Annotated in this window: 27 protein-coding genes; 22 read left to right on the top strand and 5 right to left on the bottom strand. The window is 33.3% G+C overall.

Annotated features, from left to right (window positions below; translation table 11 throughout):
- Positions 1 to 7: 7 nt before the first annotated feature.
- The 6 genes from FC55_RS03620 to guaB all read left to right on the top strand — a co-directional run bounded on the left by FC55_RS03620 (position 8) and on the right by guaB (position 8321).
- On the top strand, positions 8 to 943 hold the full coding sequence (locus FC55_RS03620) for an RluA family pseudouridine synthase (RefSeq protein WP_035150198.1): 936 nt from the start codon (positions 8 to 10) through the stop codon (positions 941 to 943).
- Positions 944 to 1003: 60 nt separating this feature from the next.
- Positions 1004 to 1489: a hypothetical protein gene (locus FC55_RS03615; RefSeq protein WP_003701268.1), complete on the top strand. Its 486-nt coding sequence runs from the start codon at positions 1004 to 1006 to the stop codon at positions 1487 to 1489.
- A gap of 125 nt (positions 1490 to 1614) precedes the next feature.
- Positions 1615 to 2934, top strand: a complete 1320-nt coding sequence (locus tag FC55_RS03610; RefSeq protein WP_003701269.1) for a hemolysin family protein — start codon at positions 1615 to 1617, stop codon at positions 2932 to 2934.
- 78 nt (positions 2935 to 3012) lie between these two features.
- Positions 3013 to 3792: a tyrosine-protein phosphatase gene (locus tag FC55_RS03605; RefSeq protein ID WP_003701271.1), complete on the top strand. Its 780-nt coding sequence runs from the start codon at positions 3013 to 3015 to the stop codon at positions 3790 to 3792.
- Between the two features lie 25 nt (positions 3793 to 3817).
- Entirely contained in the window at positions 3818 to 6670 is a 2853-nt protein-coding gene (locus FC55_RS03600; RefSeq protein ID WP_003701272.1) for a DUF3427 domain-containing protein, read from the top strand.
- A gap of 166 nt (positions 6671 to 6836) precedes the next feature.
- Positions 6837 to 8321, top strand: a complete 1485-nt coding sequence (gene guaB / locus FC55_RS03595; protein ID WP_003701273.1) for an IMP dehydrogenase — start codon at positions 6837 to 6839, stop codon at positions 8319 to 8321.
- 134 nt (positions 8322 to 8455) lie between these two features.
- Here guaB and FC55_RS03590 read toward each other — a convergent pair whose 3' ends face one another.
- Positions 8456 to 9853 (bottom strand): APC family permease, encoded by a 1398-nt coding sequence (locus FC55_RS03590; protein ID WP_003701275.1) that lies wholly within the window; start codon positions 9851 to 9853, stop codon positions 8456 to 8458.
- A 218-nt stretch (positions 9854 to 10071) separates the two neighbouring features.
- Between FC55_RS03590 and FC55_RS03585 the strand changes: the two genes are divergently transcribed.
- From FC55_RS03585 to FC55_RS03550, 8 genes are all read left to right on the top strand, one after another.
- Positions 10072 to 10503, top strand: a complete 432-nt coding sequence (locus tag FC55_RS03585; protein ID WP_003701276.1) for a Fur family transcriptional regulator — start codon at positions 10072 to 10074, stop codon at positions 10501 to 10503.
- A gap of 98 nt (positions 10504 to 10601) precedes the next feature.
- Positions 10602 to 11078, top strand: a complete 477-nt coding sequence (locus FC55_RS03580; protein WP_003701278.1) for a hypothetical protein — start codon at positions 10602 to 10604, stop codon at positions 11076 to 11078.
- 15 nt (positions 11079 to 11093) lie between these two features.
- Positions 11094 to 12011: a DUF6681 family protein gene (locus tag FC55_RS03575; protein ID WP_035150203.1), complete on the top strand. Its 918-nt coding sequence runs from the start codon at positions 11094 to 11096 to the stop codon at positions 12009 to 12011.
- Between the two features lie 39 nt (positions 12012 to 12050).
- Positions 12051 to 12596 carry an SA1002 family membrane protein gene (locus tag FC55_RS03570; protein ID WP_420897142.1) on the top strand — a complete coding sequence of 182 codons (546 nt, stop codon included), beginning with the start codon at positions 12051 to 12053 and terminating at the stop codon, positions 12594 to 12596.
- Between the two features lie 216 nt (positions 12597 to 12812).
- Positions 12813 to 13550: an amino acid ABC transporter ATP-binding protein gene (locus FC55_RS03565; RefSeq protein WP_003701689.1), complete on the top strand. Its 738-nt coding sequence runs from the start codon at positions 12813 to 12815 to the stop codon at positions 13548 to 13550.
- Between the two features lie 15 nt (positions 13551 to 13565).
- Positions 13566 to 14396 carry a transporter substrate-binding domain-containing protein gene (locus FC55_RS03560; RefSeq protein ID WP_003701285.1) on the top strand — a complete coding sequence of 277 codons (831 nt, stop codon included), beginning with the start codon at positions 13566 to 13568 and terminating at the stop codon, positions 14394 to 14396.
- A complete protein-coding gene (locus FC55_RS03555; protein ID WP_003701287.1) occupies positions 14393 to 15031 on the top strand; it encodes an amino acid ABC transporter permease in 639 nt (212 codons plus the stop codon). The genes FC55_RS03560 and FC55_RS03555 overlap by 4 nt, the downstream gene beginning before the upstream one ends.
- A gap of 20 nt (positions 15032 to 15051) precedes the next feature.
- Positions 15052 to 15705: an amino acid ABC transporter permease gene (locus FC55_RS03550; protein ID WP_003701289.1), complete on the top strand. Its 654-nt coding sequence runs from the start codon at positions 15052 to 15054 to the stop codon at positions 15703 to 15705.
- 49 nt (positions 15706 to 15754) lie between these two features.
- Here the strand turns inward: FC55_RS03550 and FC55_RS03545 are convergent, their stop codons facing one another.
- Entirely contained in the window at positions 15755 to 17074 is a 1320-nt protein-coding gene (locus FC55_RS03545) for an APC family permease (protein WP_003701291.1), read from the bottom strand.
- A 249-nt stretch (positions 17075 to 17323) separates the two neighbouring features.
- Here FC55_RS03545 and FC55_RS03540 point away from each other — a divergent pair, with 249 nt between their 5' ends.
- On the top strand, positions 17324 to 17716 hold the full coding sequence (locus tag FC55_RS03540; protein ID WP_003701292.1) for a GNAT family N-acetyltransferase: 393 nt from the start codon (positions 17324 to 17326) through the stop codon (positions 17714 to 17716).
- Positions 17717 to 17770: 54 nt separating this feature from the next.
- Here the strand turns inward: FC55_RS03540 and FC55_RS03535 are convergent, their stop codons facing one another.
- Positions 17771 to 18748 (bottom strand): Gfo/Idh/MocA family protein, encoded by a 978-nt coding sequence (locus FC55_RS03535; RefSeq protein ID WP_003701294.1) that lies wholly within the window; start codon positions 18746 to 18748, stop codon positions 17771 to 17773.
- Positions 18741 to 19418 carry a ribose-5-phosphate isomerase A gene (locus tag FC55_RS03530; protein WP_003701296.1) on the bottom strand — a complete coding sequence of 226 codons (678 nt, stop codon included), beginning with the start codon at positions 19416 to 19418 and terminating at the stop codon, positions 18741 to 18743. Before FC55_RS03530 ends, FC55_RS03535 begins: the two co-directional genes overlap by 8 nt.
- A gap of 130 nt (positions 19419 to 19548) precedes the next feature.
- Between FC55_RS03530 and FC55_RS03525 the strand changes: the two genes are divergently transcribed.
- A complete protein-coding gene (locus FC55_RS03525) occupies positions 19549 to 20385 on the top strand; it encodes a MurR/RpiR family transcriptional regulator (RefSeq protein ID WP_003701298.1) in 837 nt (278 codons plus the stop codon).
- Positions 20386 to 20513: 128 nt separating this feature from the next.
- On the opposite strand, the gene hflX is transcribed toward FC55_RS03525, so the two are convergent.
- Entirely contained in the window at positions 20514 to 21773 is a 1260-nt protein-coding gene (hflX, locus tag FC55_RS03520; RefSeq protein WP_003701299.1) for a GTPase HflX, read from the bottom strand.
- A gap of 289 nt (positions 21774 to 22062) precedes the next feature.
- On the opposite strand from hflX, the gene rpsJ reads away from it, so the two are divergent.
- The 6 genes from rpsJ to rpsS are packed head-to-tail and all read left to right on the top strand — an operon-like array spanning position 22063 to position 25158.
- Positions 22063 to 22371: a 30S ribosomal protein S10 gene (rpsJ, locus tag FC55_RS03515; RefSeq protein ID WP_004563872.1), complete on the top strand. Its 309-nt coding sequence runs from the start codon at positions 22063 to 22065 to the stop codon at positions 22369 to 22371.
- Positions 22372 to 22414: 43 nt separating this feature from the next.
- Positions 22415 to 23038, top strand: a complete 624-nt coding sequence (rplC, locus tag FC55_RS03510) for a 50S ribosomal protein L3 (protein ID WP_003701302.1) — start codon at positions 22415 to 22417, stop codon at positions 23036 to 23038.
- Between the two features lie 24 nt (positions 23039 to 23062).
- Positions 23063 to 23686 (top strand): 50S ribosomal protein L4, encoded by a 624-nt coding sequence (gene rplD / locus FC55_RS03505; protein ID WP_003701303.1) that lies wholly within the window; start codon positions 23063 to 23065, stop codon positions 23684 to 23686.
- Positions 23686 to 23970 carry a 50S ribosomal protein L23 gene (rplW, locus tag FC55_RS03500; RefSeq protein ID WP_003701304.1) on the top strand — a complete coding sequence of 95 codons (285 nt, stop codon included), beginning with the start codon at positions 23686 to 23688 and terminating at the stop codon, positions 23968 to 23970. The genes rplD and rplW overlap by 1 nt, the downstream gene beginning before the upstream one ends.
- Positions 23971 to 23995: 25 nt before the next feature.
- Positions 23996 to 24829 (top strand): 50S ribosomal protein L2, encoded by an 834-nt coding sequence (gene rplB / locus FC55_RS03495; RefSeq protein ID WP_003701306.1) that lies wholly within the window; start codon positions 23996 to 23998, stop codon positions 24827 to 24829.
- A gap of 47 nt (positions 24830 to 24876) precedes the next feature.
- Positions 24877 to 25158 carry a 30S ribosomal protein S19 gene (gene rpsS, locus FC55_RS03490; protein ID WP_003705314.1) on the top strand — a complete coding sequence of 94 codons (282 nt, stop codon included), beginning with the start codon at positions 24877 to 24879 and terminating at the stop codon, positions 25156 to 25158.
- Positions 25159 to 25165 lie beyond the last annotated feature (7 nt).

The following is a 25165-nucleotide window of genomic DNA, read 5'->3' as shown; positions in this document are numbered from 1 at the left end:
GGAAATGATGAGTAAATATAAATTTGAAAGAATAGTCAATGCTGAATTTAGTGGAATTTCATTACGAGCTTTATTGTCTGAAAAGTGGTTACTTCCACGGAAATTTATCCATTTTTTAAGAATTAGGGAAAATGTAAAAATTGATGGTAAATATTATCCGATGAATACAATTGTTCAAGGAAATCAAAAGATTGAATTAATCTTTGAAGGTGATGAATTTAGGACAGCTACCTCAAATTATATTGTAGATAAAGGTAGAAAAATTCCGATTATTTTTGAAAATGATGATTTATTAGTAGTAAATAAGCCTCAAGGAATCAAGAGTCACCCCAATCAACCATATGAAACAGGAACTTTGATGAATTATATTGCTGGGTACTTGGATGCAAGAGATGAGCATCCTTATATGGTACATCGTTTAGATATGTTGACCAGTGGGGCGATGATAGTGGCTAAGAATCCAGTTGTGGTACCAATATTGACTCGTTTGATTAGTACGCACACAATCAAGCGTGCCTATTTAGCTATAACAGAAGGAATCTTTGATCAAAAAGAAGGAGTTATTGATCTACCAATTGGTAAGGATGAAAATGATAAGCGTAAGCGAAAAGTAGACGGCATAGGCGCACTACCAGCTAGAACACATTATCAAGTAATTAAAGAATTTGGAAATAATTCAGCAGTTTATTTAAGATTGGAAACAGGAAGAACGCATCAATTACGCGTACATCTGTCGGCAATGGGACATCCTATTGTAGGAGATGTTCTATATAATCATGTAAGTAAAGAAAAACATATGATGTTACATGGCTACAAACAGAAATTAACATTGCCATTTTCAATGAGAGAATTAGAGTTAAAGGCAGATATACCTGAATATTTTGCAAATTATGAGGAAAAGATAAAAGAGAATAAAAAACTAAATTTTTACAAAAAATATTGATAATGTATAACCAGTTATAGTAGATTATATCTTAGAATAATTTTTAAGGACGTGAACTAAATGGAAATCGAAGTAGGAAATTTCATTACTGCGATTGAAAACGAGGATTATCACAAGGAGACAATCACAGCTAGAGCCTCAGACGTAGACAGCATGGGAGTAGCTGATGTTATGGTACCGGTGATTGATAAATTTGAAAGTTCTATTAAAGATAATAAATTAACTCAAATTGAGTTAGTTATTGATTATGCAGATGGCCCAGTTTTTGTTAGATTAGAATCCGGAATAATTAATTTACCATATAGCAATATTGATAAGGTTGATAATTTCTTTAATGGATTGGAAGAAAAGGTACCAGTAGTAGTGAATTTAATAGTTGAATCACCTAAATTGAATGCATCAGGATTCAGGATAGACACCTTAGGAAGTGTCGATGAATTTCTCGCAAATCCAGAAAATTATGAAGCAAAGATTGCAGGAAATATTGCCAAAAAAATTGCAGTAATTGAAAGTGCAGAAATTTCTGAAGAAGATACAAATAATTAATCTAAGTATAAGGTAATTTTACGTAAAAAATGCTATGATAGAGCATATAAGAATTAAAAAATCAGTAGATGAAATTAAAAGGTGTTAATTAAGACATCAATATTTTGAGAAATGGGGAATGCATTTTGTCTAGTGGTCAGGCGGTTAGCAATTTAATCGTTGTAGTAATTGTATTTTTCTTTGCTGCTTTCTTTGTGGCAGCTGAATTTGCAATTGTTTCAGTACGTAAAAGTCAAATTGAGAGTATGTTAGAGGATGGAGAAGGTAACAAGAAAAAGCTCGAAATGGCTTTGAAGATGGTCGATAACATGAACGAATATCTATCTACAACTCAGGTAGGTGTTTCATTGACAGGAATCATCTTAGGTTGGCTTGGAGCAGATACCTTATCGCAAATTTTTGCTGACTTTTTTGGTTTTACACCGTTAAATCACACAACTATTATGGCAATTAGTGCAGTTTTAGGTGTTGTTTTACTTACATATTTAGAAGTTGTTTTAACTGAAATTGTACCTAAGAACATAAGTATTGATATGCCGATGAAAGTGATGATGTTTGTGGTTCGCCCACTACATTACTTCCATATTCTATTCTATCCATTTGTGTGGTTATTAAATGCTTCTGCTAACGGTATAGTTAAAGCGATGGGATTAAAACCAGCTGGAGAAGACACAGATGTATTGTCAGAAAATGAAATCTTAAATTTATCAAAGAATGCAGTTACTGGTGGTTCGATAGACAAAGAAGACTATCTATATATGCGACGTGCATTTGAATTTAATGACAAAGTTGCTAAAGATGTTATGATTGATCGAACAAGTGTTGAAGTGGTAGATATTACTGCTACTGTAAAAGATGTTTTGAATAAATATCTTCAAGAAAAACACTCACGTTATCCGGTAGTAGCCAATAATGATAAAGATAAGATTTTAGGTTATGTCTATATTTATGATTTGATTCGTCAATCACGTGTAGATGATACGATCAAGATTTCTAAGTTATTGAGAACAATTATTTCTGTTCCTGAAACTACAGAATTACAAGGTTTGTTACGACAAATGACAAGAAAACGAGTTCCAATGGTTGTGGTATTAGACGAATATGGTGGAACTAGTGGGATTGTAACTGACAGAGATATTTATGAAGAAGTTTTCGGAACAGTTTTAGATGAAGCTGATGATGTTTTACCAGATGATATTATTGATAATCACAATGGGACATATAAAGTCTCAGGTAAGACAACTTTATACGACTTTGAGCGTTATTTTGGATTCCAAGAAAAAGATTTCTTAGAATCAGAAAGCGTAACATTGGCAGGATATTTACAAGATAACTACAAGATTCAGTTGGGAACTGAAGTTGAACTTGGTGGCTTGAAAGTTAAAGTTACCGAATTCAATAGAAATTATGTTGATTGGGTCGAAGTTTGCGAAATGAAGAAGTAATATATTTTGAGTAATAAAAGCTAGGTCTATTATAATTAAGGTAGACCTAGTTTTTTTGAATTGTAGGTGAAATTAATTATGGAACATAGAATGTTAGAATTAGAAGAAGGTATAAATTTTAGAGAATTGGGCGGTTATTTAACCGAGGATGGTAGAAAAATTAAATGGCACAAACTATTACGTTGTGGAAGTATGGCACAACTAACCAAGAATGATGTAGATTATCTAGATCAATATGGAGTTCGCTATATTATTGATTTGCGCTCACCCGAAGAATCTAATTATTCGCCAGATAAGTATCCAGATAAAGCACAATATTTCCAAGATACTGTGTACCCATTTTCTTTTAGCTTGTTTAAAAATTTAGGAATCATCAACAATATGCGATTAGGAGCTAGCAATATGGATTTTGGAAGACAAACTTATCTTCAAATGTTGTTAGATCCTCATGCACAAGCTGCTTATCGTAAAATGTTCAATGTCTTATTGGAAAATGATAAAGAGGGAGAAAGTGTGGTTTTCCATTGCACAGCTGGAAAAGATAGAACAGGAGTAGCTGCATTTTTAATTTTGAGTGCATTAGGTGTGAGTGAAAAACAAATTGTGGAAGATTACTTATATACCAATCTATTTTTTGATAATTATTCTTCTGAAACAATAAATGATGCGTTAGAAAGTGAATCGCAAACAGAAATAGCACAGAGATTAAACAGTAAAACAGCAGTTATCGCTGAAACAATCGAAGTTTTACCTAAAGCGTGTCGAGTAGTAAGTGGATCTGTTGCGAGATTTTTGGAAGAAAAATTGGGAATGACAAAAGCTAAAATTGAAAGATTGCAAGAATTATATTTAGAATAAAAATGCAAAGGATGAGAAGTAGATAATGGATAACGAAACATTGAAGGAAGCGATGCTTAACGGCTTGTATGCTGCTGATTATTCCGGGCATGAATTATTAACTCCTAAAATGTTAGTCAATGCTAATGATCAACATATTTGGACAAGTCTGAAACAAGAATTAAAAACATGTAAAAGTTTTATTTGGTCGGTAGCCTTTATAACTTTGGATATGTTAACTCCTTTGAAAGTTGTTTTGGCAGATTTAGATAAAAAAGGGATAAGGGGCAAGATCGTTACAAGTACGTATCTTAATTTTAATCAACCCAAAGTATTTACTGAATTGCTAAAGTTAAAGAATGTAGATGTTTATCTTGCCGAAGAATCTGGCTTTCATGCGAAAGGATACATGTTTGAACATTCAGATTATTATACGATGATTGTTGGCAGCGCTAATTTTACTAGAGCTGCGATGTTAAGTAATTATGAATGGGCGATAAAACTAACTTCAACGGAAAATGGTAGTCTATATCAGCAAACCCATTCAGAGTTAGAGCGAATTATAGAAAATTCCCAAGTACTGACACAAGCTTGGATAGATAATTATAAAGAAGTTTGGCAAAATTTACGAGTAACAGAAAAGTCTATTAATAACAAAGCCAAAAGTGAGATAGTTCCTAATAAGATGCAGATGGCTGCTTTAAAAGAGCTAGAAAAAATAGTTGCTGAAAAGAAGAGTAAGGCTTTAGTTGTGTCTGCTACTGGGACTGGTAAGACTTATTTAGGAGCATTCGCGGTTAAGGAATACCAGCCTAAACGATTTTTATTTGTAGTTCATAGGGAACAAATTGCTAAAAAAGCGATGGAAAGTTTTAAGAAGGTAATCGGTGGAAGTGAGAGATTGTATGGAATGTTAAGTGGTGATAGGCAAGATACTCAAGCAAAGTATATTTTTTCTACCATTCAAACAGTAAGTCAAGATAAAATATTAGACCAATTACCAAGTAATTATTTCGATTATATTTTGATTGATGAGGCACATCGTTCAGCAGCGCCATCTTATCAAAAAATCATGCATTATTTTAAACCAGATTTTTGGTTGGGAATGACGGCGACACCTGAAAGGATGGATAATCAGGATGTATATGCCTTATTTGATTATAATTTAGCTTACGAAATTAGATTGCGTGATGCTTTAGAAAATAAAATGCTCAGTCCATTTCACTATATTGGGGTTCAAGATTATGAAGAAGATGGTATTACAGTAGATGAAACAACAAATCTACGCTATTTAACAGCCCCTAAGCGTGTGAAATATATTTTGGATCAATTAGATTATTATGGTTACTCTGGACTAAAAGTTCATGGCTTGGTTTTCTGTAGTCGTCAAGATGAGGCATTAGAATTGGCTCAGGCTTTTACAGATGCAGGACATCAAGCTAAAGCTCTAACTAATCAAGATAGTAATGAACGTAGAAGAGCAGTAGTTAGAGAATTAGAGGAAGGGAAAATAGAATATATTATTACCGTTAATTTGTTTAATGAAGGTATCGATATTCCTTGTGTCAATCAAGTTGTGATGTTACGAAATACACAATCAAGTATTGTATTTATTCAACAATTAGGGCGTGGATTAAGAAAATATCCAGGAAAAGATTTCGTAACAGTACTAGATTTTATTGGTAATTATAAAAATAATTATTTGATTCCAATTGCTTTAACTCAAGATAATAGTCGCAGTATTGACGAAGCTAAAGCGGAGTTAAGGGTCCCACCAGTAATTGATGTTTCAACGATTAATTTTACGGAAATTGCTCAAGAAAAGATTTTGCAATCATTGGATAAAGTGAAGTTAGATTCAATGAAGGAAATGAGAACAGCTTATCAAGATTTGAAAAATAAACTTGGTAAAGTGCCTTTGCTACAAGATTTTTATAGATTTGGATCAGTTTCTCCAATTGTTTTTGCTAATAACGGAAATCTTGATAACTATGATATTTTCTTGCAAAAAATGGGAGAAGATTCTGAGTTAACTTTGTATCAAGAACAAGTTTTAGCTTTTATAACCAAAGAATTATTGAATGGAATGAGACCTCACGAACTCATATTATTAGATCTATTGACTAAAAATAAAGTATGCAGTTTATCTGATTATGAGCAAGAATTACAAGAAAAACAAATTTACTTCAATATGGAATTAATGAATTCTGTTGAAAATATTTTGAACTTATCTTTCTTTGATGTGAAGGCTGGAAAGACAACTAAAGCTGAACAGTATGGTGGAATTCCTATCGTAGAAAAGGTCAATTTGTTAGATTATCAACTTAATGATCAAATTAAAACAAGTTTGAATAATCCTAAATTCTATCAGTTATGGCAAGATGTTATTCAAACGGGATTATTATTGAATAAAGAATATCAACATAAAAAGCAGTTTACATTCTATAAAAAATACACTCGTAAAGATGTATGCCGCTTATTAAATTGGGAAAAAGACGTCAGTGCACCAATGTATGGATATCGTGTAGGTGAAAAAGAATGTCCAATTTTTATAACCTATAAGAAAGATTCTGAAGATAAGAGAAATGCTAAATATCGTAATGATTTACAAAATGGTAAAAGTTTGAGATGGTATACCAGATCTCCTCGACATATAGATTCAGATGAGGTTCAACGACTTTTAGCAAAAGATAAAATGGGAAATTATAAAATAAAACTACATCTTTTTGTAAAGCGTAGCGATGCCGATGGAAAAGGTTTCTATTATTTGGGAGAAGGTAAGATTGTATCAGATAGTGTTCGTGAAGAAATCGTTGGGAAAAAGACAGCAGTAGGAATGAACATAGAGTTGCAACACCCATTAGAAACTAAAATGTATGATTTGTTATTTACTGAATAATATATTAATTGTTCGTAAATAAGATAGCTAAAAAACGAATTTTAACCTTAAAAATAAGAATAAGATTAAGAATTTAAAAATTAACTAAGAATACTTGCTTTTTCTTGAAATATTTTGTATTCTGTAAGACAACATATTAACAATTACGTAAAGGAGAGTTCTAACAATGTCCAAATGGGATACTAAATTTGTTAAAAAAGGATATACATTCGATGACGTACTATTAATTCCGGCTGAAAGCCATGTCTTACCTAATGAAGTTGATTTAAGTGTTCAACTTGCGAAAAACATCAAATTAAATATCCCTATCATTAGTGCGGGAATGGATACAGTTACAGAATCTGCAATGGCAATCGCAATGGCTCGTCAAGGTGGATTAGGTGTTATTCATAAGAATATGACAATTGAACGTCAAGCTGATGAAGTTCGTAAAGTAAAACGTTCTGAATCAGGTGTTATTATTGATCCATTCTTCTTGACTCCTGATAATAAGGTTTTTGAAGCAGAAGCACTTATGCACAAATATCGTATTAGTGGTGTTCCAATCGTTGAAAATGCTGAAAACCGTAAATTCTGTGGTATCATTACAAACCGTGATTTACGTTTTGTTACTGATAGCAAAGTTAAAATCGACGATGTAATGACTAAGGAAAACTTAATTACTGCTCCAGAAGGTACATCTTTAGAAAAAGCAGAAGAAATTTTACAACAATATAAGATTGAAAAATTACCAATGGTTAATGAAGAAGGTCAATTAACTGGATTAATTACAATCAAAGATATTGAAAAGGTAGTAGAATTTCCACATGCTGCTAAAGATGAACACGGACGTTTGTTAGTAGCTGCAGCTGTTGGGGTTACAAGTGATACTTTTGAACGTGCAGAAGCTCTTTTAAATGCAGGTGCAGACGCATTAGTTATTGATACAGCTCATGGACATTCAGCTGGTGTATTACGTAAGATTAAAGAAATTCGTGAACATTTCCCAGAAGCAACTTTGATTGCTGGTAATGTTGCAACTGCAGAAGCAACAAAGGCATTATATGATGCTGGTGTTGATGTAGTTAAAGTAGGTATTGGACCAGGTTCTATTTGTACAACACGTGTTGTAGCTGGTGTAGGTGTTCCTCAAATTACTGCAATTTATGATGCTGCAGGTGTTGCTCGTGAATACGGTAAGACAATCATCGCTGATGGTGGTATTAAGTACTCTGGTGACATTGTAAAGGCAATTGCTGCTGGTGGTAATGCTGTAATGCTAGGTTCAATGTTAGCTGGTACAGACGAAGCACCTGGTGAAACAGAAATTTATCAAGGACGTCGCTTTAAGACATATCGTGGAATGGGTAGTTTGGGTGCTATGGATTCTACACATGGTTCTTCTGACCGTTACTTCCAAAGTGGTGTTAACGAAGCTAACAAACTTGTTCCAGAAGGTATTGAAGGACGTGTTGCATACAAAGGTAGCGTAGCAGATATTGTATACCAAATGGACGGTGGACTTCGTGCAGGTATGGGTTACTGTGGTGCTCCTGATTTAGCAACACTTACAAATGAAGCTCAATTTGTACAAATTACAGGTGCTGGTTTAGTTGAATCACATCCACATGATGTACAAATTACTAAAGAAGCTCCTAACTATTCTAAATAAGAAGATTAAATAAAAAAGGAATTACGCGAATAATGACGTAATTCCTTTTTAATTATAGAAAAATTGCAATTAACAAGGTGCTAGCGATTAGTATTAATTAACTAATTACTAGCACCTTTTTGGGTTATATTAAATTATTTATTTCCGGAAAGCTTACTGTGCTTAATACCGTAACTGAAGTAGATAATTAAACCAATTAAGAACCAAATACCGGAAGCAACCCATGTTTCTAATGAAAGTTGAGATAGCATGATTAAACATAAAACAACAGAAACAATAGGAAGTACAGGATAAAATGGAACTTTGAATCCTTTGCTGTTATCAATATCTTTACGACGACGTAAAGGAATAACACCTAGAGAAACAACAGTAAAAGCAACTAAAGTTCCAATATTAACTAAGTTAGCTAATTGGTCTAAAGAAACAAACCCACTAGTTAAAGCTATAACAACTGTTACAGCATATAGAGCAACTTTAGGTGTATGTGTCTTTTCATCTAATTTACTTAAAGAAGCAGGTAGTAAACCATCGCGACCAATTGAGTAAATTAGGCGAGAAGATGAGAATGTAGTTGAAAGGATCATAGTAAACATACCGATCAAAGCACCTAAGGCGATGATACCGGCAAACCAATCTTGGTGAGCTAGTTGCATAGCGTATGATACAGGATTTCCAACATCAAGTTTTGTATACTTGACCATTCCAGTTAAAACAGCTGCTACAGCAATATATAGGACAGTAGTGATTGATAAAGTTCCTAAGATACCAGCTGGCATTGAACGCTTGGGATTTTTAACTTCAGCAGCTGATGAAGCAATAACATCAAATCCTAAATAAGCAAAGAAAACTGTTGAGGCACCAGTGAAGACACCTTTGATTCCAAATGGCATATATGGATTCCAATTAGCAGGTTTCACAAAAAAGGCACCAACGATGACAAATAATAAAATAATTGCAATTTTTAGATAAACCATAATGTTGTTAAGACGAATAGATGCTTGCACACCCCTACTTAACAAGAAAGAAATAAACAATACAATTAAAATAGCAGTTAAATTAACGTAAGTACCTTGAGCTGGATTAAAAGGACCACTGACTGCTTTAGGAATATGAATTCCAAAACCAGCAATAAAAGAGTTGAAGTATGAAGCCCACCCAGTTGCAACAGCAGCGACAGCTAACATATATTCAAGAATTAAAGCCCAACCTAAAATCCAACCTATGAGTTCACCGAAGATAACATTACCGAATGAATAAGCACTTCCGGCAACTGGTAAAGCAGATGAGAATTCTGCATAACATAAAGCTGAAGTAGAACAAACAATTGCAGCCAGGATGAAAGAAATAGTAATCGCAGGACCACTATGTGTTGCGGCAACAGTTCCTGGAAGGATAAAAATACCTGTCCCAATAACAACACCAATCCCCATGGCAATCAAATCTTTAGTTCCGATAATACGTTCAAGGTGATTGTCGGAATCTAAGTAACGTTCGAGACTTTCTTTTCTTAGAATGCGATTTAAAATCCCCATTAAATCACTCCATTCATTATTAATATAGTGACAATAATAGCAATTATTAGAGTATAATGTCAATGTTAATAGAAAAATTAATTTTAGTAATCGATTTTAGCAATAAAAGCCGATAAAATAGGAATTGAAAAATTAGAAAAAATAATAAATTAGCATTTTAAAATGATTGATGTTAGTATAAATTAGAAAGTAAAGATTACTATTTAGAGAGATGGTGAATGACTTTGGTTAAGGAAGCAATTAGTATTTTAAAAGAGCATAATTTAAAAATAACCAAACAACGACAAGCTTTACTGGAATATTTGAGTAATTATCAGCACCGTTATGTGGATATTACCCAGGTGGATAAATATATGCATACTCTTTTTCCAGGAATGAGTCATAATACAATCTATCGTAATATAAAAGATTTTGATAATTTAGGAATCATTGAAACACAAGAAAAACCATCAGGAGCTTGTGTAAAATATCAATGTGATTTTGGAAACTTGCATCATCATCATTTTATCTGTGAGAAATGTGGAAAGGTTGAAGAAATTAATCTTTGTCCTCTAGATGATTTATTACAGACTCAACTTCCTGGATATCAAATTGACGGACATAGATTTGAAGTATATGGTGTATGCGACAAATGTCGTAAAAACTCTTAGTAAATCTTTAAAACTTCATCATAAAAAATTCATGTATTCTTTTGGACGTATGTAGTAATATAGGTAAGAAAGTGAAAGTATAGATAGGAGGAAGAAAAATGGCATATCGTACACCACCGTTTATCACACCATTTGCAATTTTATCGGCGGTATTAGCTTTAGGCGCAACTAACGTGGCAGTTAACACTGCGACTGGAACTTCTGAAGGGAAGCCTAAGGTAGAAAGTGTGTCTACGTCAACAGTTTCTTCAAGTTTTAGTTCAAATTCAGAACAAGATAATTCTAAGATGTCATCAAGTCAAAGTGATGACAAGAAACATGATAGTAGTTCATATGATAATAGTGAAAATGATCAAAATCAAGATACTAACTCTACTACTGATGATGGCAATACAAATGGCAATAATAAATCTTATTCAAGTTCTACTAAAACCACTGATAATACAACTGGTGGAACAACGACAAATAATAATACTAACAGTAATGATACAACTACTGATAGTAATAATACGACAGGAAATACAACAACTAACAATAACACAACTGGCGGAACAACAACGAATAATAATCAGTAAAAAGAGGTGAGATGATTGTTTAGTATTTTAGGGTTGATAAATACCTGGATAGGATATATCAACATGAATGTTAAGATAAAAAATAGAGTCTACACTGTAGTAGGTGGTATAGGCAATTTCTATCTTTTATATGTAGCATGGCGTTTCTTTGCGAATGGCTTCATCGGAAGAGGACTTCTTTTTATTTTAGCATTCCTAGTGTTGTTATATTTTACTTATCTTAATGCAATATATTGGTTTACAGAAAAGAAAGCTAAGTGGGATATTTCTCCTAAAATCGAAAATGCTTTAGGAATTAAGCCTAAGGATCCTGAAGAAGAAGCTCGCAAAAAAGTTGCTAGAATGAGACAAGCAGGATTTGTGCAAACTAATGGTATTTTTGATGAAAATCAAGATTTCTTACCGGCAGAAATAACAACTTCTGAAGCGGAGTTAGCTAATATTCAAATTGTTGCTGACAGTTTGAAGAAGATTAATTACCTTCATCTTGACTATGATGGAAAGAGTAAGAATACCATCTTTAAAGAAATAAAAAGCGATGGAAAAGTTAGATATGCTTTAGGCGAGACACCACAAGCATTACCATATTTTGAATTGAAAAATGTAGAAGGTAAATTAGTTATTTATGGTGGTATTAATCAAATTGAAAGTTACCAATTAGGAACAGTCAAAACAATTGGCTTAATGCCAGCTAGTGAAGCAGCTAAGAAATATCATATTTATTTAGCAACTGTTGTATTAACAGGTGGCCCATTTATGATAGCGGGACGCTCTACAGCGATGGAAGATAATGAACCGTTTAGAATTGATGCAAAAATTGCATATACTAGTCGCGAAAAAAAGGCTGCACCTAAGTTTGATTCTTCTTACTATGAAAAAACTTCAAGTATTGAAGATGAACATTTAAGCAGACGTAGAGACAGAAGAAGGTAAAAGTGATACCTTGTAAGTAGTAAAAGTTACTTACAAGGTATTTTTTATAAGGGGGTTATAAAAATAGACTGGAGTTTAATTTTAATTATCTTAATAGGTATAAGTATCTTTTTTAATGCTAGGAAAACGCGAAGTTTGATTTTTGTACAGTCCATTGCACTTTTATTTGGAATGGTAATTATTAATTTAATTCTGTTTATTATTTTATTTAGTTTAGCAATTATTTTGGCTGACAGTTTTAATGCTTTAAGAATAGGATCGATTTTTACGTTATCAATGTGGGTAATAGTTCTTTCTGGCTTAATTCACTATTTAATTTTTAGGAAATTTCAAAAAAGGTTTAATTTGCCAACAACTGTATTGACGATGGTTGAGTATTACATTCAATGGATATTGATCTATATGACTATTTATCAAGTAATGTTTGATACATTACATAAAGTAGTAAAGGAAATTCCTGATATTTTGAATTTAGACTTAAGTTATTTGATAAATCCTACATACCTAATTATTGCAATTTTTCCAGCATTAATTGCGACTTGGATAACGATAGTTTTATATAAAGTTTATAAAAAAGATATTTAAGAAAACACCATATAGTTGTTAGATTTTCTAACAATTATATGGTGTTTTTATATCTATGTAACCTAATATAACATGTATTTTGAATAAACACTTGCTTTTTAATTATAAAAAGATTAAAATTAGAGTACGTTGTTATTATTTTTATATAATAATTAAGTGATATCAACGATTTTGATTATGTATAAAATGTAACGTGGAATAAAGGAGGAGCAGAATATGTCGATGATTGAATTTAAAAATGTTGATAAATATTATGGAAATTTCCATGCTTTAAAGAATATTAACTTGAAGGTAGAAAAAGGCGAGGTTGTCGTACTTATTGGTCCCTCTGGTTCTGGTAAAAGTACACTTATTAGAACAATTAATGGCTTAGAAGACATTAGTAATGGTCAATTGATTGTTAATAACTATGACTTATCCGATAAGAAAACAGATATGAATAAGATCAGAAAAGATGTCGGAATGGTATTCCAACACTTTAACTTATACGAAAATAAAACAGTATTAGAAAACATTATGTTAGCTCCACGAATAGTTTTACATAAAGATGAAGCTGAAAATAAGAAGTATGCTCTAGAATTGCTAGAAATGGTAGGTCTTTCAAGTAAAGCAGAATCATATCCTAGAATGTTATCTGGTGGACAAAAACAACGTGTTGCAATTGCGCGTTCCTTAGCTATGCAACCTAAATGTATTTTGTTTGATGAACCAACTAGTGCTCTAGATCCTGAAATGATTGATGATGTATTAGATGTTATGAAGACTGTTGCAGAACGTGGAATTACAATGGTTGTGGTAACACACGAAATGGGATTCGCACGAGAAGTTGGAAATAGAATTGTATTTCTAGCAGATGGGGAAATTTTAGAAGATGATGATACTGAAACATTCTTCAAAAATCCTAAAGAAGAAAGAGCCCGTCAATTCTTGAGTAAGATCATTACTCACAAATAGAAAGAGGGGTTAGCTATGAAAAATTTAAGAAAAGTAACACTGCTTTTTTCAGCGTTGTTAATGATCTTTTTCTTAGGAGCATGTGGAAAAAAAGATAAAGCAGCAAATATTGCTCAGAGAACTGAACAAACTAAGACAGTTACCTGGGGTGTAAAAGCAGATACTAGATTATTTGGTTTAATGAACATTAAGACAGGGCAAATTGAAGGTTTTGATGTAGATATGGCCAAGACGTTGACGAAAAAAATGTATGGTAAGGATGCTAAAGTAAAATTAGTACAGACAACAGCCAAAACTAAGATACCACTCTTAAAAAATCAAAATATTGATGCTGTAATTGCTGCGATGACAATCACGCCTGAAAGACGTAAGATAGTTGAATTCTCACAACCATATTTTGCAGCTGGTCAATCACTATTGGTACCAGAGAATAGCACAGTTAAGAATGTTCATGACTTAAATAAAAAGGGCATGGTTGTTTTAGCTGTAAAAGGAACAACTGCTGTAGCAAATATTCATAAGTTTGCTCCTAAAGCTAAAGTTTTGGAATTTGATGATTATGGTCAAGCATTTACAGCTTTGAAATCTGGTCAAGGTCAAGCGATGAGTACAGATAATGGTATATTGGCAGGGATTGCTTCTGAAAATCCTGGTTATCAGGTTGTAGGTGGTAACTTTACTAATGAACCTTATGGAATTGCTGTAGATAAAGGCCAAACTCAAATGATGAAAAGAATTGATAAAGCTTTAGATGAATTAAAAGCTGATGGTACTTATGATAAGTTAATTCAAAAGTGGTTTGGAAATGTTAAGGGGTTTGATGCGAAAGGAGCTGGAGAAAGATGATACATATACTATCAGAAAATTGGCAAACTTTCCTAACGGGGTTTGAAAATACGATTTTATGTAGTGTGATTGCACTATTCTTCAGTTTGATAATTGGATCAATATTTGCAATCTTGCAAACAGTCCCTTCTAAATTAGTGAGGACAATAGCTAATATTTATATTGAAATTTTCAGAAATATTCCTTTATTAGTTATTACCATGGTGTTTTATGTAGTAGTGCCACAATTTTTTATTAAATTAAGTGGATTTACTGCAGGAACAATCGGTTTAACATTATATACCTCAGCTTTTATTGCAGAAACTGTAAGAGCTGGGATTAAAGCTGTTGGAGTTGGGCAAATGGAAGGTGCACGAGCAAATGGTTTAACTTACTGGCAAACAATGAGATACATTATTTTGCCACAAGCCTTTAAATTAGTAATACCCCCATTGGGAAATCAATTTATTAATTTGATTAAAAACTCATCAGTATTAGCGTTTGTTGCTGGCTTTGATTTGATGTATCAAGGTGATGTAATAGCTTCAGCTTCTTTTGAAACAATTAATACTTATTTAGTTGTAGGTGTGTTTTATTTGATTTTGACATTGCCTTTAAGTTATTACATGCGTTATTTGGAAAAGAAATTGGCATAAATTAAAAGGAGGCGATTTAGATGTCAACATTTGAACAAGCATATTCATGGATAAATCTACGCTTTCTTTTAGAAGGATTGTGGGTAACGCTAGAAGTATCAGTAATTTCAATTGTTTTAAGCTTTATAATTGGTTTAGTTCTAGGAGTAATCAGATATGTTAAGATTAAATATTTATCTGCAGCTGTAGGATTTTTGATTGATATTATTAGGAATCTTCCTTTGCTGTTAATTATTTTCTTTACTTATTTTGGGTTACCAGAGCTAGGTTTAAGAATGACACCAATGTTAGCGGCTGTTACTGCTTTGGTAGTTTTTGAATCTGCGATGTTAGCAGAAATTGTTCGTAGTGGTATTCAAGCTGTTCCGGTTGGACAAATGGAAGGTGCAAGGTCAAGTGGGCTGACCTATGTACAAGCAATGTGGCATATAATTATGCCTCAAGCATTACAAAAGATGATACCACCTTTAGTATCACAATTTATATCTTTAGTTAAAGATACATCTTTAGCAACTATCATCGTTTTACCAGAATTACTATATCATGCACAGATTATATATAGTCAAAATACGACTTACATGGTACCAATGTACTTAATGATTGCAGTTATGTATTTTGTAGTATGTTATTGCTTGTCATTGGTAGCTAGAAGATTAGAAAAAAGATACGGTTAGAGATAAAAAAAGTACGGCAGATTGGAATTGCCGTACTTTTTTTGTGGAATTATTTTTTGACTTTCCAATAATATACTGGAACACCGATTAAGATAAATACAAATGAAACTAACACACCGTTAAGATCAGAGAATATTTCGCTAAGCATAACGAAGATAGCTCCTAAAATAGCAATAATTGGTGTAAGAGGATATAGAGGAACTTTAAAAGGTCTAACTAAATCCTTGCGTTGTTTACGAAGTTTAAATAAACCGAAAAATGCAATGAGATAAAAACAATAAATAGAAAAAATACAAATTTCGGATAATCTATCAGGGTTAAAGAATAATATCAAGATAGATGCAAAACTAAACATTGTAAGAACTGAAACAACAGGGGAAAACATTCTAGGATGTAACCAAGCTAATTGTTTTGAAAATGGAAGCTCGTTAGCGCGTGCCATCGCAAACATAATTCTTGGGAATGTCATAATTTTACCATTGATTGTACCAATGATAGAAATAATAATTCCAAGATTGAGAATTTTACCCCCAATTGAGCCGAACATTTTAATTGCAAAATAAGGAGCAGCATTTTCTCCAAGTTTAGTTATCTGATTAGCTGGCATAGCCTTGAAAATTCCTACAGTAAGTAAAACATACACGATTAACACAAAGGAAGTTCCTAAGATGATTGCTAATGGAAGAATTTTTTGAGGGTTTTTAATTTCTCCACCAAGATTAGCAATTAAGATCCAACCATCGTAAGCAAAAAGCGTAGCTAATACAGCAACACCGAAGTTACCAATGGAAGCTTGACCGTTATTTACGACTTGTCCTAATGCGTGTTCATCTCCAAATAAAATTCCACAGATAATGATTAAAAATATAGGAACCATTTTACAGAGTGTGGTAAATATTTGTAGTGCAGCTCCAAATCTATTGGATAACAAATTAAACAATGAAATTAATAAAATTGAAATAATTGCAATTGCGGGTGTCCAAGTTCTAGGAAAATGGAAAAATGCACCAATTAAGATAGCAAGGTATGCACCTAGAGATGCGATTAAGGCAGGACCATAAACAATTATTTGAACCCAACCAGCTAAGAATCCCCAAAATTTGCCATATATTTTTTCGATATAAACATATAATCCACCAGTATGAGGGAATAAAGATCCAATTTCAGCGATGGTTAAGCCGCTAGTTAATGTAATGATACCACCAATAACCCATGCAGCAATTGCCATGGTTGTAGTATGGGCATTAGCCAAAATGGAAGATTGTTTAAAAAATATTCCTGAGCCAATAATTGTTCCAATAACTAATGATAATGCTGAATATAAACCTAGCGAACGCTGAAGTTGAACATGATTTTTATTTTCTGGCATATTTCTCCTTCTTTCTGAGTAAAAATGATATTTTTATAATTATTTAAAAAACTCATAGTATTAATGTTAACATAGTGATGCTAAAAGATAAATAATTATTAGAAAATAAAAGCTTTTAATTAAATATATACATAAAATACACATTATTAAAAGTAAACTTGTAATAATTAGAGATTTTGAGTATAATTATATTTAACAATTATAATTTTTATTTAATCATTTTTTCATATTTCGAAAGTAGGTGATATTGTGGATTTGAAAGTAAACCCTAAATTTAATAAAGGTGAGTTACTGAATTTGTATGCTGCGCTAGGAAGAAAAGACGAACTAGAAAATTATGATTGCTTTAGAAAGAGTTTAAAGAAGTCTTATGTGATAGCTGCTTATGATCAGGGACGTTTGGCAGGGTTAGTTAACGCAATTAGCGATAATGCAACTACTGTTTATGTAAAAGACCTTTTAATATCACCTAATTTTGATAAATCAAAAGTGGGAAAATTCTTGATTGAACACTTAAAAAGTTATTATAAAGCAGTTCCTAAAATTATAATATCTACTAGTGACACAGATACTTCAGAATTAGTTCTGTTAAAGAGCGTAGGCTTTGAGGAACAAGATCAAAAAATTTTAGAATACTCCTAATAAATAAATCGGATAATGGATCAAGGTAAAATTGATTCATCATCCGATTTTATTTTATTTAGTATAATTCATACCCCAATTGTTACGAACACGATTTAAAATATGAGCTACATCTTGTGAAAGTGATAGCTGACCTTCATCATGACCTTGTGATATATAACGTTGCATATCCATAACTTCGTAATTTAAAGCTTTAGCAGAATCGCCTGCAGTTATTGTTTCGTGACTTTCAGTATGAGCATCTAGAGTGTATGTTACTTTAGCTTCTGTTGCGCGTGGATAATTATTTATTTCTACATATCCTTTTGTACCAGATATAACACCACGTTTAGGCTGCTTAGCGCGCATTGAAAGAGCCATGACAGCTAATTGTTCTTGAGAATTCTTTAAAATGATACCAGATTGTTCATCTACTCCAGTTTCAAAGAATTTAACCGTTGTTAGAGTTACTTCAGGCTGTTCATTTAAGAACATACGAGCAAAGGCAGTAGCATATCCCCCAATATCAAGTAAAGCACCACCAGCTAATTCTTTTGCGAAGAAACGATTATTTGGATCATAGTCTTTAAGACTACCGAAGTTTACTTGAACGAGTTTGATATCGCCTAATTTACCGCTAGAGATCAGGTCTCTTACTTTTTCATAGATAGGCATGTGATAAAGAGTGAATCCTTCAGTTAAAATTAAGTTTTTAGACTTAGCTAAGGCAATAACCTCATCTAATTGTTTAGCACTAGTAGTAATAGCTTTCTCAGCAAAAACATGTTTTCCTGCATTCAATGCTTTCTTTATATAGTCATAATGAGATATATGTGGAGTGGCGATATAAATAATATCTACATCTGGATCTGTGATCATTTCATCAGGATTTATAAAAGTGTGCTTAACGCTTTTTTCTTTAGCAAATTTATATAGAGATTCTTCATTAGGATTAGATACAGCGTAAATTTCGCCATTAACTTCATTCAAAGCGTCAGCCATTTCATGTGCGATCCAACCAGTTCCGATAATGCCCCAATTATATTTATGCATGTAAATCACCTTTCTTTATTTCAATAGGATTATTGTTTTTATCAAGTGTTAAAACAGAGTGGACAATGTTTTCAAAATATGAAGTTGATACAACTCCGTTAAGTGAACTTAGTATGCTATTTATTTTTTTAATGTCTTGCCAGCTTTCACAGTAGCAATCAATAAGATAATTGCCTAGAGGTGTACGGGCGTAACTAGCAACAGCACTGCCCAATCTTAATTTGGCTTTTAAACCTAATTGTTTAGCTGTAGATAAAACAGAGTCAACAGAAGGAGAAACAACTTCTAAACAAAGTTGAACATTTGGATTAAGAGAAGCCTTTAATCTTTCTGGTGGAGATATAATAATATATTTTTCTGCTTTATAGGCATACTCTTTCTCCAATGTATGGATACCACCGTTGCTTTTTAAGACATTTAAATCAAAATCAATAGCGTCACAACCATCAAAACCCAATTCGATAGTAGAGGTTTCGGTTATATCAATGAGATTTAAATTTAAATCACGACAAATTTGTCTAGTATATTCTGAAGGAGAACAAACTTTAATATTCAATTCAGGATGCTGACTCAATTTATGAGCGAGTTTTTTAACATTACTTCCTCCACCTAAGCTAATAGTAGTGTCAGGGTGGAGTAAATTGAACGCAAGATTGATAACATTATCCATAACGATTCCTCCAAATAAATTTATTGTAGAAATTAATTTTCAACAAAATAATAATATTGAAAATTAATTTTGTCAAGAGTAGAATTTAATAGTAAGTTAAAATGTAGTAAAGTAATAACGAGGTGAGCAAATGAATAAAAATATTATCGATACTATATATGAAAAAATGCCTCACATGTCGCAAACTGATAAAAAAATATCAGAAGTTGTGTTGAGAAATCCTCAAAAAACAGTGGATTTCACAATTTCAGAATTATCCAAGTTAGCGCAGGTGAGCGATGCTTCTGTATCTCGTTTTTGTAAAAATTTGTCATTGTCTGGGTTTCATCAGTTGAAAGTTGAGTTAGCTAAGGCCTCACAGAATGAAGATAACTACTATAAAGAATTAGATAAAGATGATGTAGGTAATTCTATAAAAAGTATCTTGGATAATAAAATAGTAGAGATAAAGAATACAATAGAAGGAATTTCAAAAACAGAATTAAAAGAGATAATGAATATTTTGAAAAAATCTCGGATAGTGCAATTTGCTGCTGAAGGAGATACTTATATTGTGGCTCAAGATGCAGAGTATAAATTTAATCAAATAGGTCGTTTAGCAATCTCTTCTAATATGTGGGAGAATGCCTTGGCACAGACTTTAAATATGAGCAGTCAAGATTGTATCGTGGCCATTTCTAATTCAGGGGAATCATCTAGACTTTTAAAGCAAATAGAAGAAGCTAAGAAGAAAGGGATAAAGGTTATAGCTATTACAAACCATTCTGAGTCACCATTAGCATTGTTAGCAGACTATCATATAAAAACAACTTTCCGCCAAAGAGTATTGCAGTCTGAATATTATTTTTCGCGAGTTGCTGCTATGTCAGTAATAGAATTATTATTCCTATTGTTAATTGTTGAAGATAAACAAATGCTAGAATCTATAAAAAATCACGAAGAATTAATTGCTGTTACAAAAATATAAAAGAGGTTGGTAAAAGTCTCAAAATTAAAAAACGTCAGAAATCACGTTATGAAAACTTGATTTCTGGCGTTTTTGCTGTTGATAGTTTCTGTAGTTTAACTTGAAATGTTGTTTTTTTCAACTTCTTTTTAGTCTATAATGAATTGCTTGAGTTGTTGTGCCATGATAGGCGTTGATTCAGCTGTTATTTTAGTACCCTCAGCAAGATAGTCAGTTTTTAAAATATTTGCTTGCTTGTTAATTATTTCTAAGTAGCGTCCCTCAGAAAATGGAATTAAGTAAGTATGAGTAACGTAGTCCTGAAATAGATTTTCTTTGATTAAGTTACTTAACATTTCAATAGACTTTTTATCCTTAGCGCTATAGTAAAATTGATTACCAACAGAACTTGGGTAAGGCGTACTTGTTAAATCAGATTTGTTATAAGCATATATCATAGGGATATCCTTAACTCCGATTTCATCCAAGGTTTGTTTAGTTGTTTCAATCATATCTTTTGCGTGTTCATCACTACCATCAATAACTTGAATCAATAAGTCAGCTTGATTAGCTTCGGAAAGGGTAGTACGGAATGCTTTAACCAATTGATGAGGCAAGTCAGAAACGAAACCAACAGTATCGCTTAAGAAAAATTCCTTGTTATCGGGTAATTTAATTTTTCTAATAGAAGTGTCAAGAGTGGCGAAAAGCATGTCTTTTTCAAAAACTTCCTTGTTAGTAGGTTGTTCCAGTAGTTTTAATAAACCATTCATAGTAGTTGACTTTCCGACATTTGTATAACCAACTAGAGCAACAGTTTTAATGCTAGAACGTTCTCTTGCACGACGTTGATTTTCATGCACGCTCTCTATTTCTTTGAGTTCTTTGGAAAGATTGCTAATCCTTTTTTCGATAACACGTTTATTAAGTTCTAATTTTGTTTCCCCGGAACCACGGTTGGTATAACCACCGCCAGTATTACCAGCAGTTTGTTGGTCCATACGGTTGATACTAGAAGTTCTTAATCTAGGTAATTGATATTGTAATTTTGCGATTTGAACTTGAAGTTTAGCTTCTTTTGTTTGAGCTCGAGAAGCAAATATCTCTAGAATTAAAGCTGTTCTATCAATAACTTGAAGCCCGGTAATATCTTCGAGGTTACGTAACTGAGTAGGGGTTAGCTCTGCATTTACAATTAAAGTGTCAATATCATTAATTTCTCCCACATGACGAATTTCCTCAGCCTTTCCTTTACCAAAGTAAGTAGCAGCAATTGGATGTTCTAATTTTTGCTTCACAGAAACGATAACTTCCATATTATTAGCGTAGGCTAAAGATGAAAGTTCATCCATTTTATATTCGAAATTTTCATAGTCATTTTCTAAACCGGCAATAATAACAGGTATCACACATAAGCCTCCTAAAAATTATTTCTACTATATTATAGTATAGTAGTTTTTAGAGTAAAGAAAGTCAGATGAAAATAAAAAATGAAAAAATTGAAAAAAGTACTTGATTTGCCTTCTATTTTATAATAATATAGAAAAGTACTTGTTCAAGGGGACGAGTATAGTTTAGTTGTTTATTTTTCAGCTTTGATGTGGAAGGTTGCGACACACCCGGCCGCTTTGCCACGAGTGGATCGGTAATTTCCACGGAGCTAGTCTTATTTTTAAAATAGACGAAGGAGGGAACAAGATGGCAAAACAAAAAATTCGTATTCGTTTAAAGGCATACGAACATCGCATTTTAGATCAATCCGCAGATAAGATTGTGGAAACAGCAAAGAGAACAGGTGCTACAATTTCTGGTCCTATTCCATTGCCAACAGAACGTACACTTTACACAGTGATCCGTTCACCACACAAATACAAGGATTCACGTGAACAATTCGAAATGCGTACTCACAAGCGTTTGATTGACATCGTTAATCCAACACCAAAGACAGTTGATTCATTGATGAAACTTGACTTACCTTCTGGTGTAGATATCGAAATCAAACTTTAATTATTAATTATATATAGAAAATAAAAATATTGGAGGTGTACTCATGACCACTAAAGGAATCTTAGGAAAAAAAGTAGGTATGACTCAAGTCTTCACTGAAAATGGTGAATTAGTTCCTGTAACAGTTGTTAAAGTTGATTCTAACGTTGTATTACAAGTTAAGACAATGGAAAACGACGGTTACGAAGCTATCCAATTAGGTTTTGATGACTTGCGCGAAGTTTTAACAAACAAACCTGCTAAAGGTCATGCGGCAAAAGCAAATACTACTCCTAAGCGCTTCGTTCGTGAAATTCGCGATGTTGAGCTTGGAGAATATAAAGTTGGAGACGAAGTTAAGGCAGATATTTTCGAAGCTGGAGACTTCGTGGATGTAACAGGTACGTCTAAAGGACATGGTTTCCAAGGATCTATCAAACGTAATGGTCAACATCGTGGACCTATGGCTCACGGTTCTCGTTACCATCGTCGTCCAGGTTCTATGGGTGTTATTATCAACCGTGTTATGAAGGGTAAATTACTCCCAGGACGTATGGGTGGCAACAGAGTTACGATCCAAAACTTGGAAATCGTTAAAGCTGATACAGAAAATGGCGTACTTTTGATCAAGGGTAATGTGCCAGGCGCAAACAAATCCTTAGTAACAATCAAAAGTACAGTAAAATAAATCGAGGAAGGGAGGAAATAACACATGCCAACAGTTGCATTATTCAAACAAGATGGTAACCAAAATGGTGAAGTTCAATTAAACGAAGCTATTTTTGGTATTGAACCAAACAATAATGTTGTTTTTGATGCAGTTATCATGCAACGTGCATCATTACGTCAAGGAACACATGCTGTAAAGAATAGAAGTGCAGTTCGTGGTGGTGGTAAGAAGCCATGGCGTCAAAAGGGTACAGGTCGTGCTCGTCAAGGTTCTATTCGTTCACCACAATGGGTTGGTGGTGGTACCGTATTTGGTCCAACACCTCGTTCATACAGCTACAAACTTCCACGCAAAGTTCGTCGCTTAGCTATTAAATCTGTTCTTTCTCAAAAAGTTGCAGATGAAAGCTTGGTAGTAGTTGATGCATTGAATTTTGATGCACCAAAGACAAAGGCATTTGCTGAAGTATTAAGTAACTTAAATGTAAATTCTAAAGTGTTAGTAGTTCTTGAAGATGACAATACAACTGCAGCATTAGCAGCTCGTAACTTGAAGAATGTTACAGTTATTCCTGCTAAGGGATTAAACGTATTAGACGTTATCAACAATGATAAGTTAGTCATCACTCAAGGAGCTCTTTCTCAAGTAGAGGAGGTTCTTGCATAATGGAATCACGCGATGTAATTTTACGTCCAGTTATCACAGAAGCTTCTATGGCTGAATTGGACAATAAACGTTATACATTTGACGTAGACACACGTGCAACAAAGAGTCAAATCAAAGATGCTGTTGAAGACATTTTTGAAGTTAAAGTTGCTAAAGTTAACGTTATGAATGTTAAAGGCAAAAAGAAGCGTATGGGTCGCTACGAAGGCTACACAAAGAAGCGTCGTAAGGCTATCGTTACTTTAACTGCTGAATCTAAAGAAATTAAATTATTTGAAGAATAATTCTTTGTAATAGGAGGGAAACACTGTGGGGATCAAAAAATTCAAACCAACCACTAACGGTCGTCGTAATATGACTGGTTCTGATTTTGCTGAAATCACAAAAACAAAGCCTGAAAAATCTTTGTTAGTTTCTAAGAGCAAAACAGCTGGTCGTAACGCTTATGGCCGTATCACAGTTCGTCACCGTGGTGGTGGACACAAACGTAAGTATCGTTTGATCGATTTCAAACGTGTTAAAGATAATGTACCTGCAACTGTTAAGGCAATCGAATATGATCCAAACCGTTCTGCTAACATTGCTTTGCTTGTTTATGCTGATGGTGTTAAATCATACATCCTTGCACCTAAGGGCTTGAAAGTAGGCCAAGTTGTAGAATCAGGTAAAGATGTTGATATCAAGGTAGGTAACACATTACCACTTGCAAACATTCCTGTTGGTACAGTTATTCACAATATCGAATTAAAACCAGGTAAAGGTGGACAATTAGTTCGTTCTGCTGGTACATCAGCTCAATTACTTGGTAAAGAAGGTAAGTATGCTATCATTCGTTTAACTTCTGGTGAAGTTCGTATGATTCTTGTAACTTGCCGTGCAACAATTGGTGCTGTTGGTAATGAACAACACGAATTAATCAAGGTTGGTAAAGCTGGTCGTGCTCGTTGGGCAGGCAAGCGTCCACAATCTCGTGGTTCTGTAATGAACCCTAACGATCACCCTCATGGTGGTGGTGAAGGTAAAGCTCCTGTTGGTCGTCCAAGTCCTATGTCACCATGGGGTAAGAAGACTACAGGTCTTAAGACTCGTTCTAAGAAAGCAAGATCCAATAAGTTTATCGTACGTAGCCGTAACAAGAAATAATTTAAAAGCGGCCTAATGATTATATAATCCGGAAGGAGGATTACACTTTGAGTCGTAGTTTGAAAAAAGGACCTTTTGTCGATGAACATTTGATGAAAAAGGTTGAAGCACAAGCTGATCAAGAAAAGAAGTCAGTTATTAAAACATGGTCACGTCGTTCAACAATCTTCCCAAGTTTTATTGGTTATACGATTGCAGTTTATGATGGTCGTAAGCATGTTCCAGTTTATATCCAAGAAGATATGGTTGGACATAAATTAGGTGAATTCGTGCCAACTCGTACATTCCATGGTCATGGAAATGACGACAAGAAAACTGGCGTTAGATAGTTAAGGG

It is taken from the genome of Ligilactobacillus salivarius DSM 20555 = ATCC 11741 (assembly GCF_001435955.1).
In the GTDB taxonomy this organism is placed as follows: Bacteria; Bacillota; Bacilli; order Lactobacillales; family Lactobacillaceae; genus Ligilactobacillus; species Ligilactobacillus salivarius.
This window is presented reverse-complemented; position numbering and strand designations above follow the sequence as displayed.

What these genes read in the sequence shown, in the direction of transcription:
- FC55_RS03620 (WP_035150198.1), top strand. Translation starts at nt 8, where the DNA reads ATGAGTAAATATAAATTTGAAAGAATAGTCAATGCTGAATTTAGTGGA.
- FC55_RS03525 (WP_003701298.1), top strand. Translation starts at nt 19,549, where the DNA reads ATGAATAAAAATATTATCGATACTATATATGAAAAAATGCCTCACATG.
- FC55_RS03545 (WP_003701291.1), bottom strand. Translation starts at nt 17,074, where the DNA reads ATGCCAGAAAATAAAAATCATGTTCAACTTCAGCGTTCGCTAGGTTTA.
- FC55_RS03535 (WP_003701294.1), bottom strand. Translation starts at nt 18,748, where the DNA reads ATGCATAAATATAATTGGGGCATTATCGGAACTGGTTGGATCGCACAT.
- FC55_RS03590 (WP_003701275.1), bottom strand. Translation starts at nt 9,853, where the DNA reads ATGGGGATTTTAAATCGCATTCTAAGAAAAGAAAGTCTCGAACGTTAC.
- FC55_RS03605 (WP_003701271.1), top strand. Translation starts at nt 3,013, where the DNA reads ATGGAACATAGAATGTTAGAATTAGAAGAAGGTATAAATTTTAGAGAA.
- FC55_RS03550 (WP_003701289.1), top strand. Translation starts at nt 15,052, where the DNA reads ATGTCAACATTTGAACAAGCATATTCATGGATAAATCTACGCTTTCTT.
- FC55_RS03600 (WP_003701272.1), top strand. Translation starts at nt 3,818, where the DNA reads ATGGATAACGAAACATTGAAGGAAGCGATGCTTAACGGCTTGTATGCT.
- guaB (WP_003701273.1), top strand. Translation starts at nt 6,837, where the DNA reads ATGTCCAAATGGGATACTAAATTTGTTAAAAAAGGATATACATTCGAT.
- FC55_RS03560 (WP_003701285.1), top strand. Translation starts at nt 13,566, where the DNA reads ATGAAAAATTTAAGAAAAGTAACACTGCTTTTTTCAGCGTTGTTAATG.
- rplD (WP_003701303.1), top strand. Translation starts at nt 23,063, where the DNA reads ATGCCAACAGTTGCATTATTCAAACAAGATGGTAACCAAAATGGTGAA.
- FC55_RS03555 (WP_003701287.1), top strand. Translation starts at nt 14,393, where the DNA reads ATGATACATATACTATCAGAAAATTGGCAAACTTTCCTAACGGGGTTT.
- FC55_RS03565 (WP_003701689.1), top strand. Translation starts at nt 12,813, where the DNA reads ATGTCGATGATTGAATTTAAAAATGTTGATAAATATTATGGAAATTTC.
- FC55_RS03585 (WP_003701276.1), top strand. Translation starts at nt 10,072, where the DNA reads ATGACTTTGGTTAAGGAAGCAATTAGTATTTTAAAAGAGCATAATTTA.
- FC55_RS03530 (WP_003701296.1), bottom strand. Translation starts at nt 19,418, where the DNA reads ATGGATAATGTTATCAATCTTGCGTTCAATTTACTCCACCCTGACACT.
- rpsJ (WP_004563872.1), top strand. Translation starts at nt 22,063, where the DNA reads ATGGCAAAACAAAAAATTCGTATTCGTTTAAAGGCATACGAACATCGC.
- FC55_RS03580 (WP_003701278.1), top strand. Translation starts at nt 10,602, where the DNA reads ATGGCATATCGTACACCACCGTTTATCACACCATTTGCAATTTTATCG.
- rplW (WP_003701304.1), top strand. Translation starts at nt 23,686, where the DNA reads ATGGAATCACGCGATGTAATTTTACGTCCAGTTATCACAGAAGCTTCT.
- FC55_RS03615 (WP_003701268.1), top strand. Translation starts at nt 1,004, where the DNA reads ATGGAAATCGAAGTAGGAAATTTCATTACTGCGATTGAAAACGAGGAT.
- rplC (WP_003701302.1), top strand. Translation starts at nt 22,415, where the DNA reads ATGACCACTAAAGGAATCTTAGGAAAAAAAGTAGGTATGACTCAAGTC.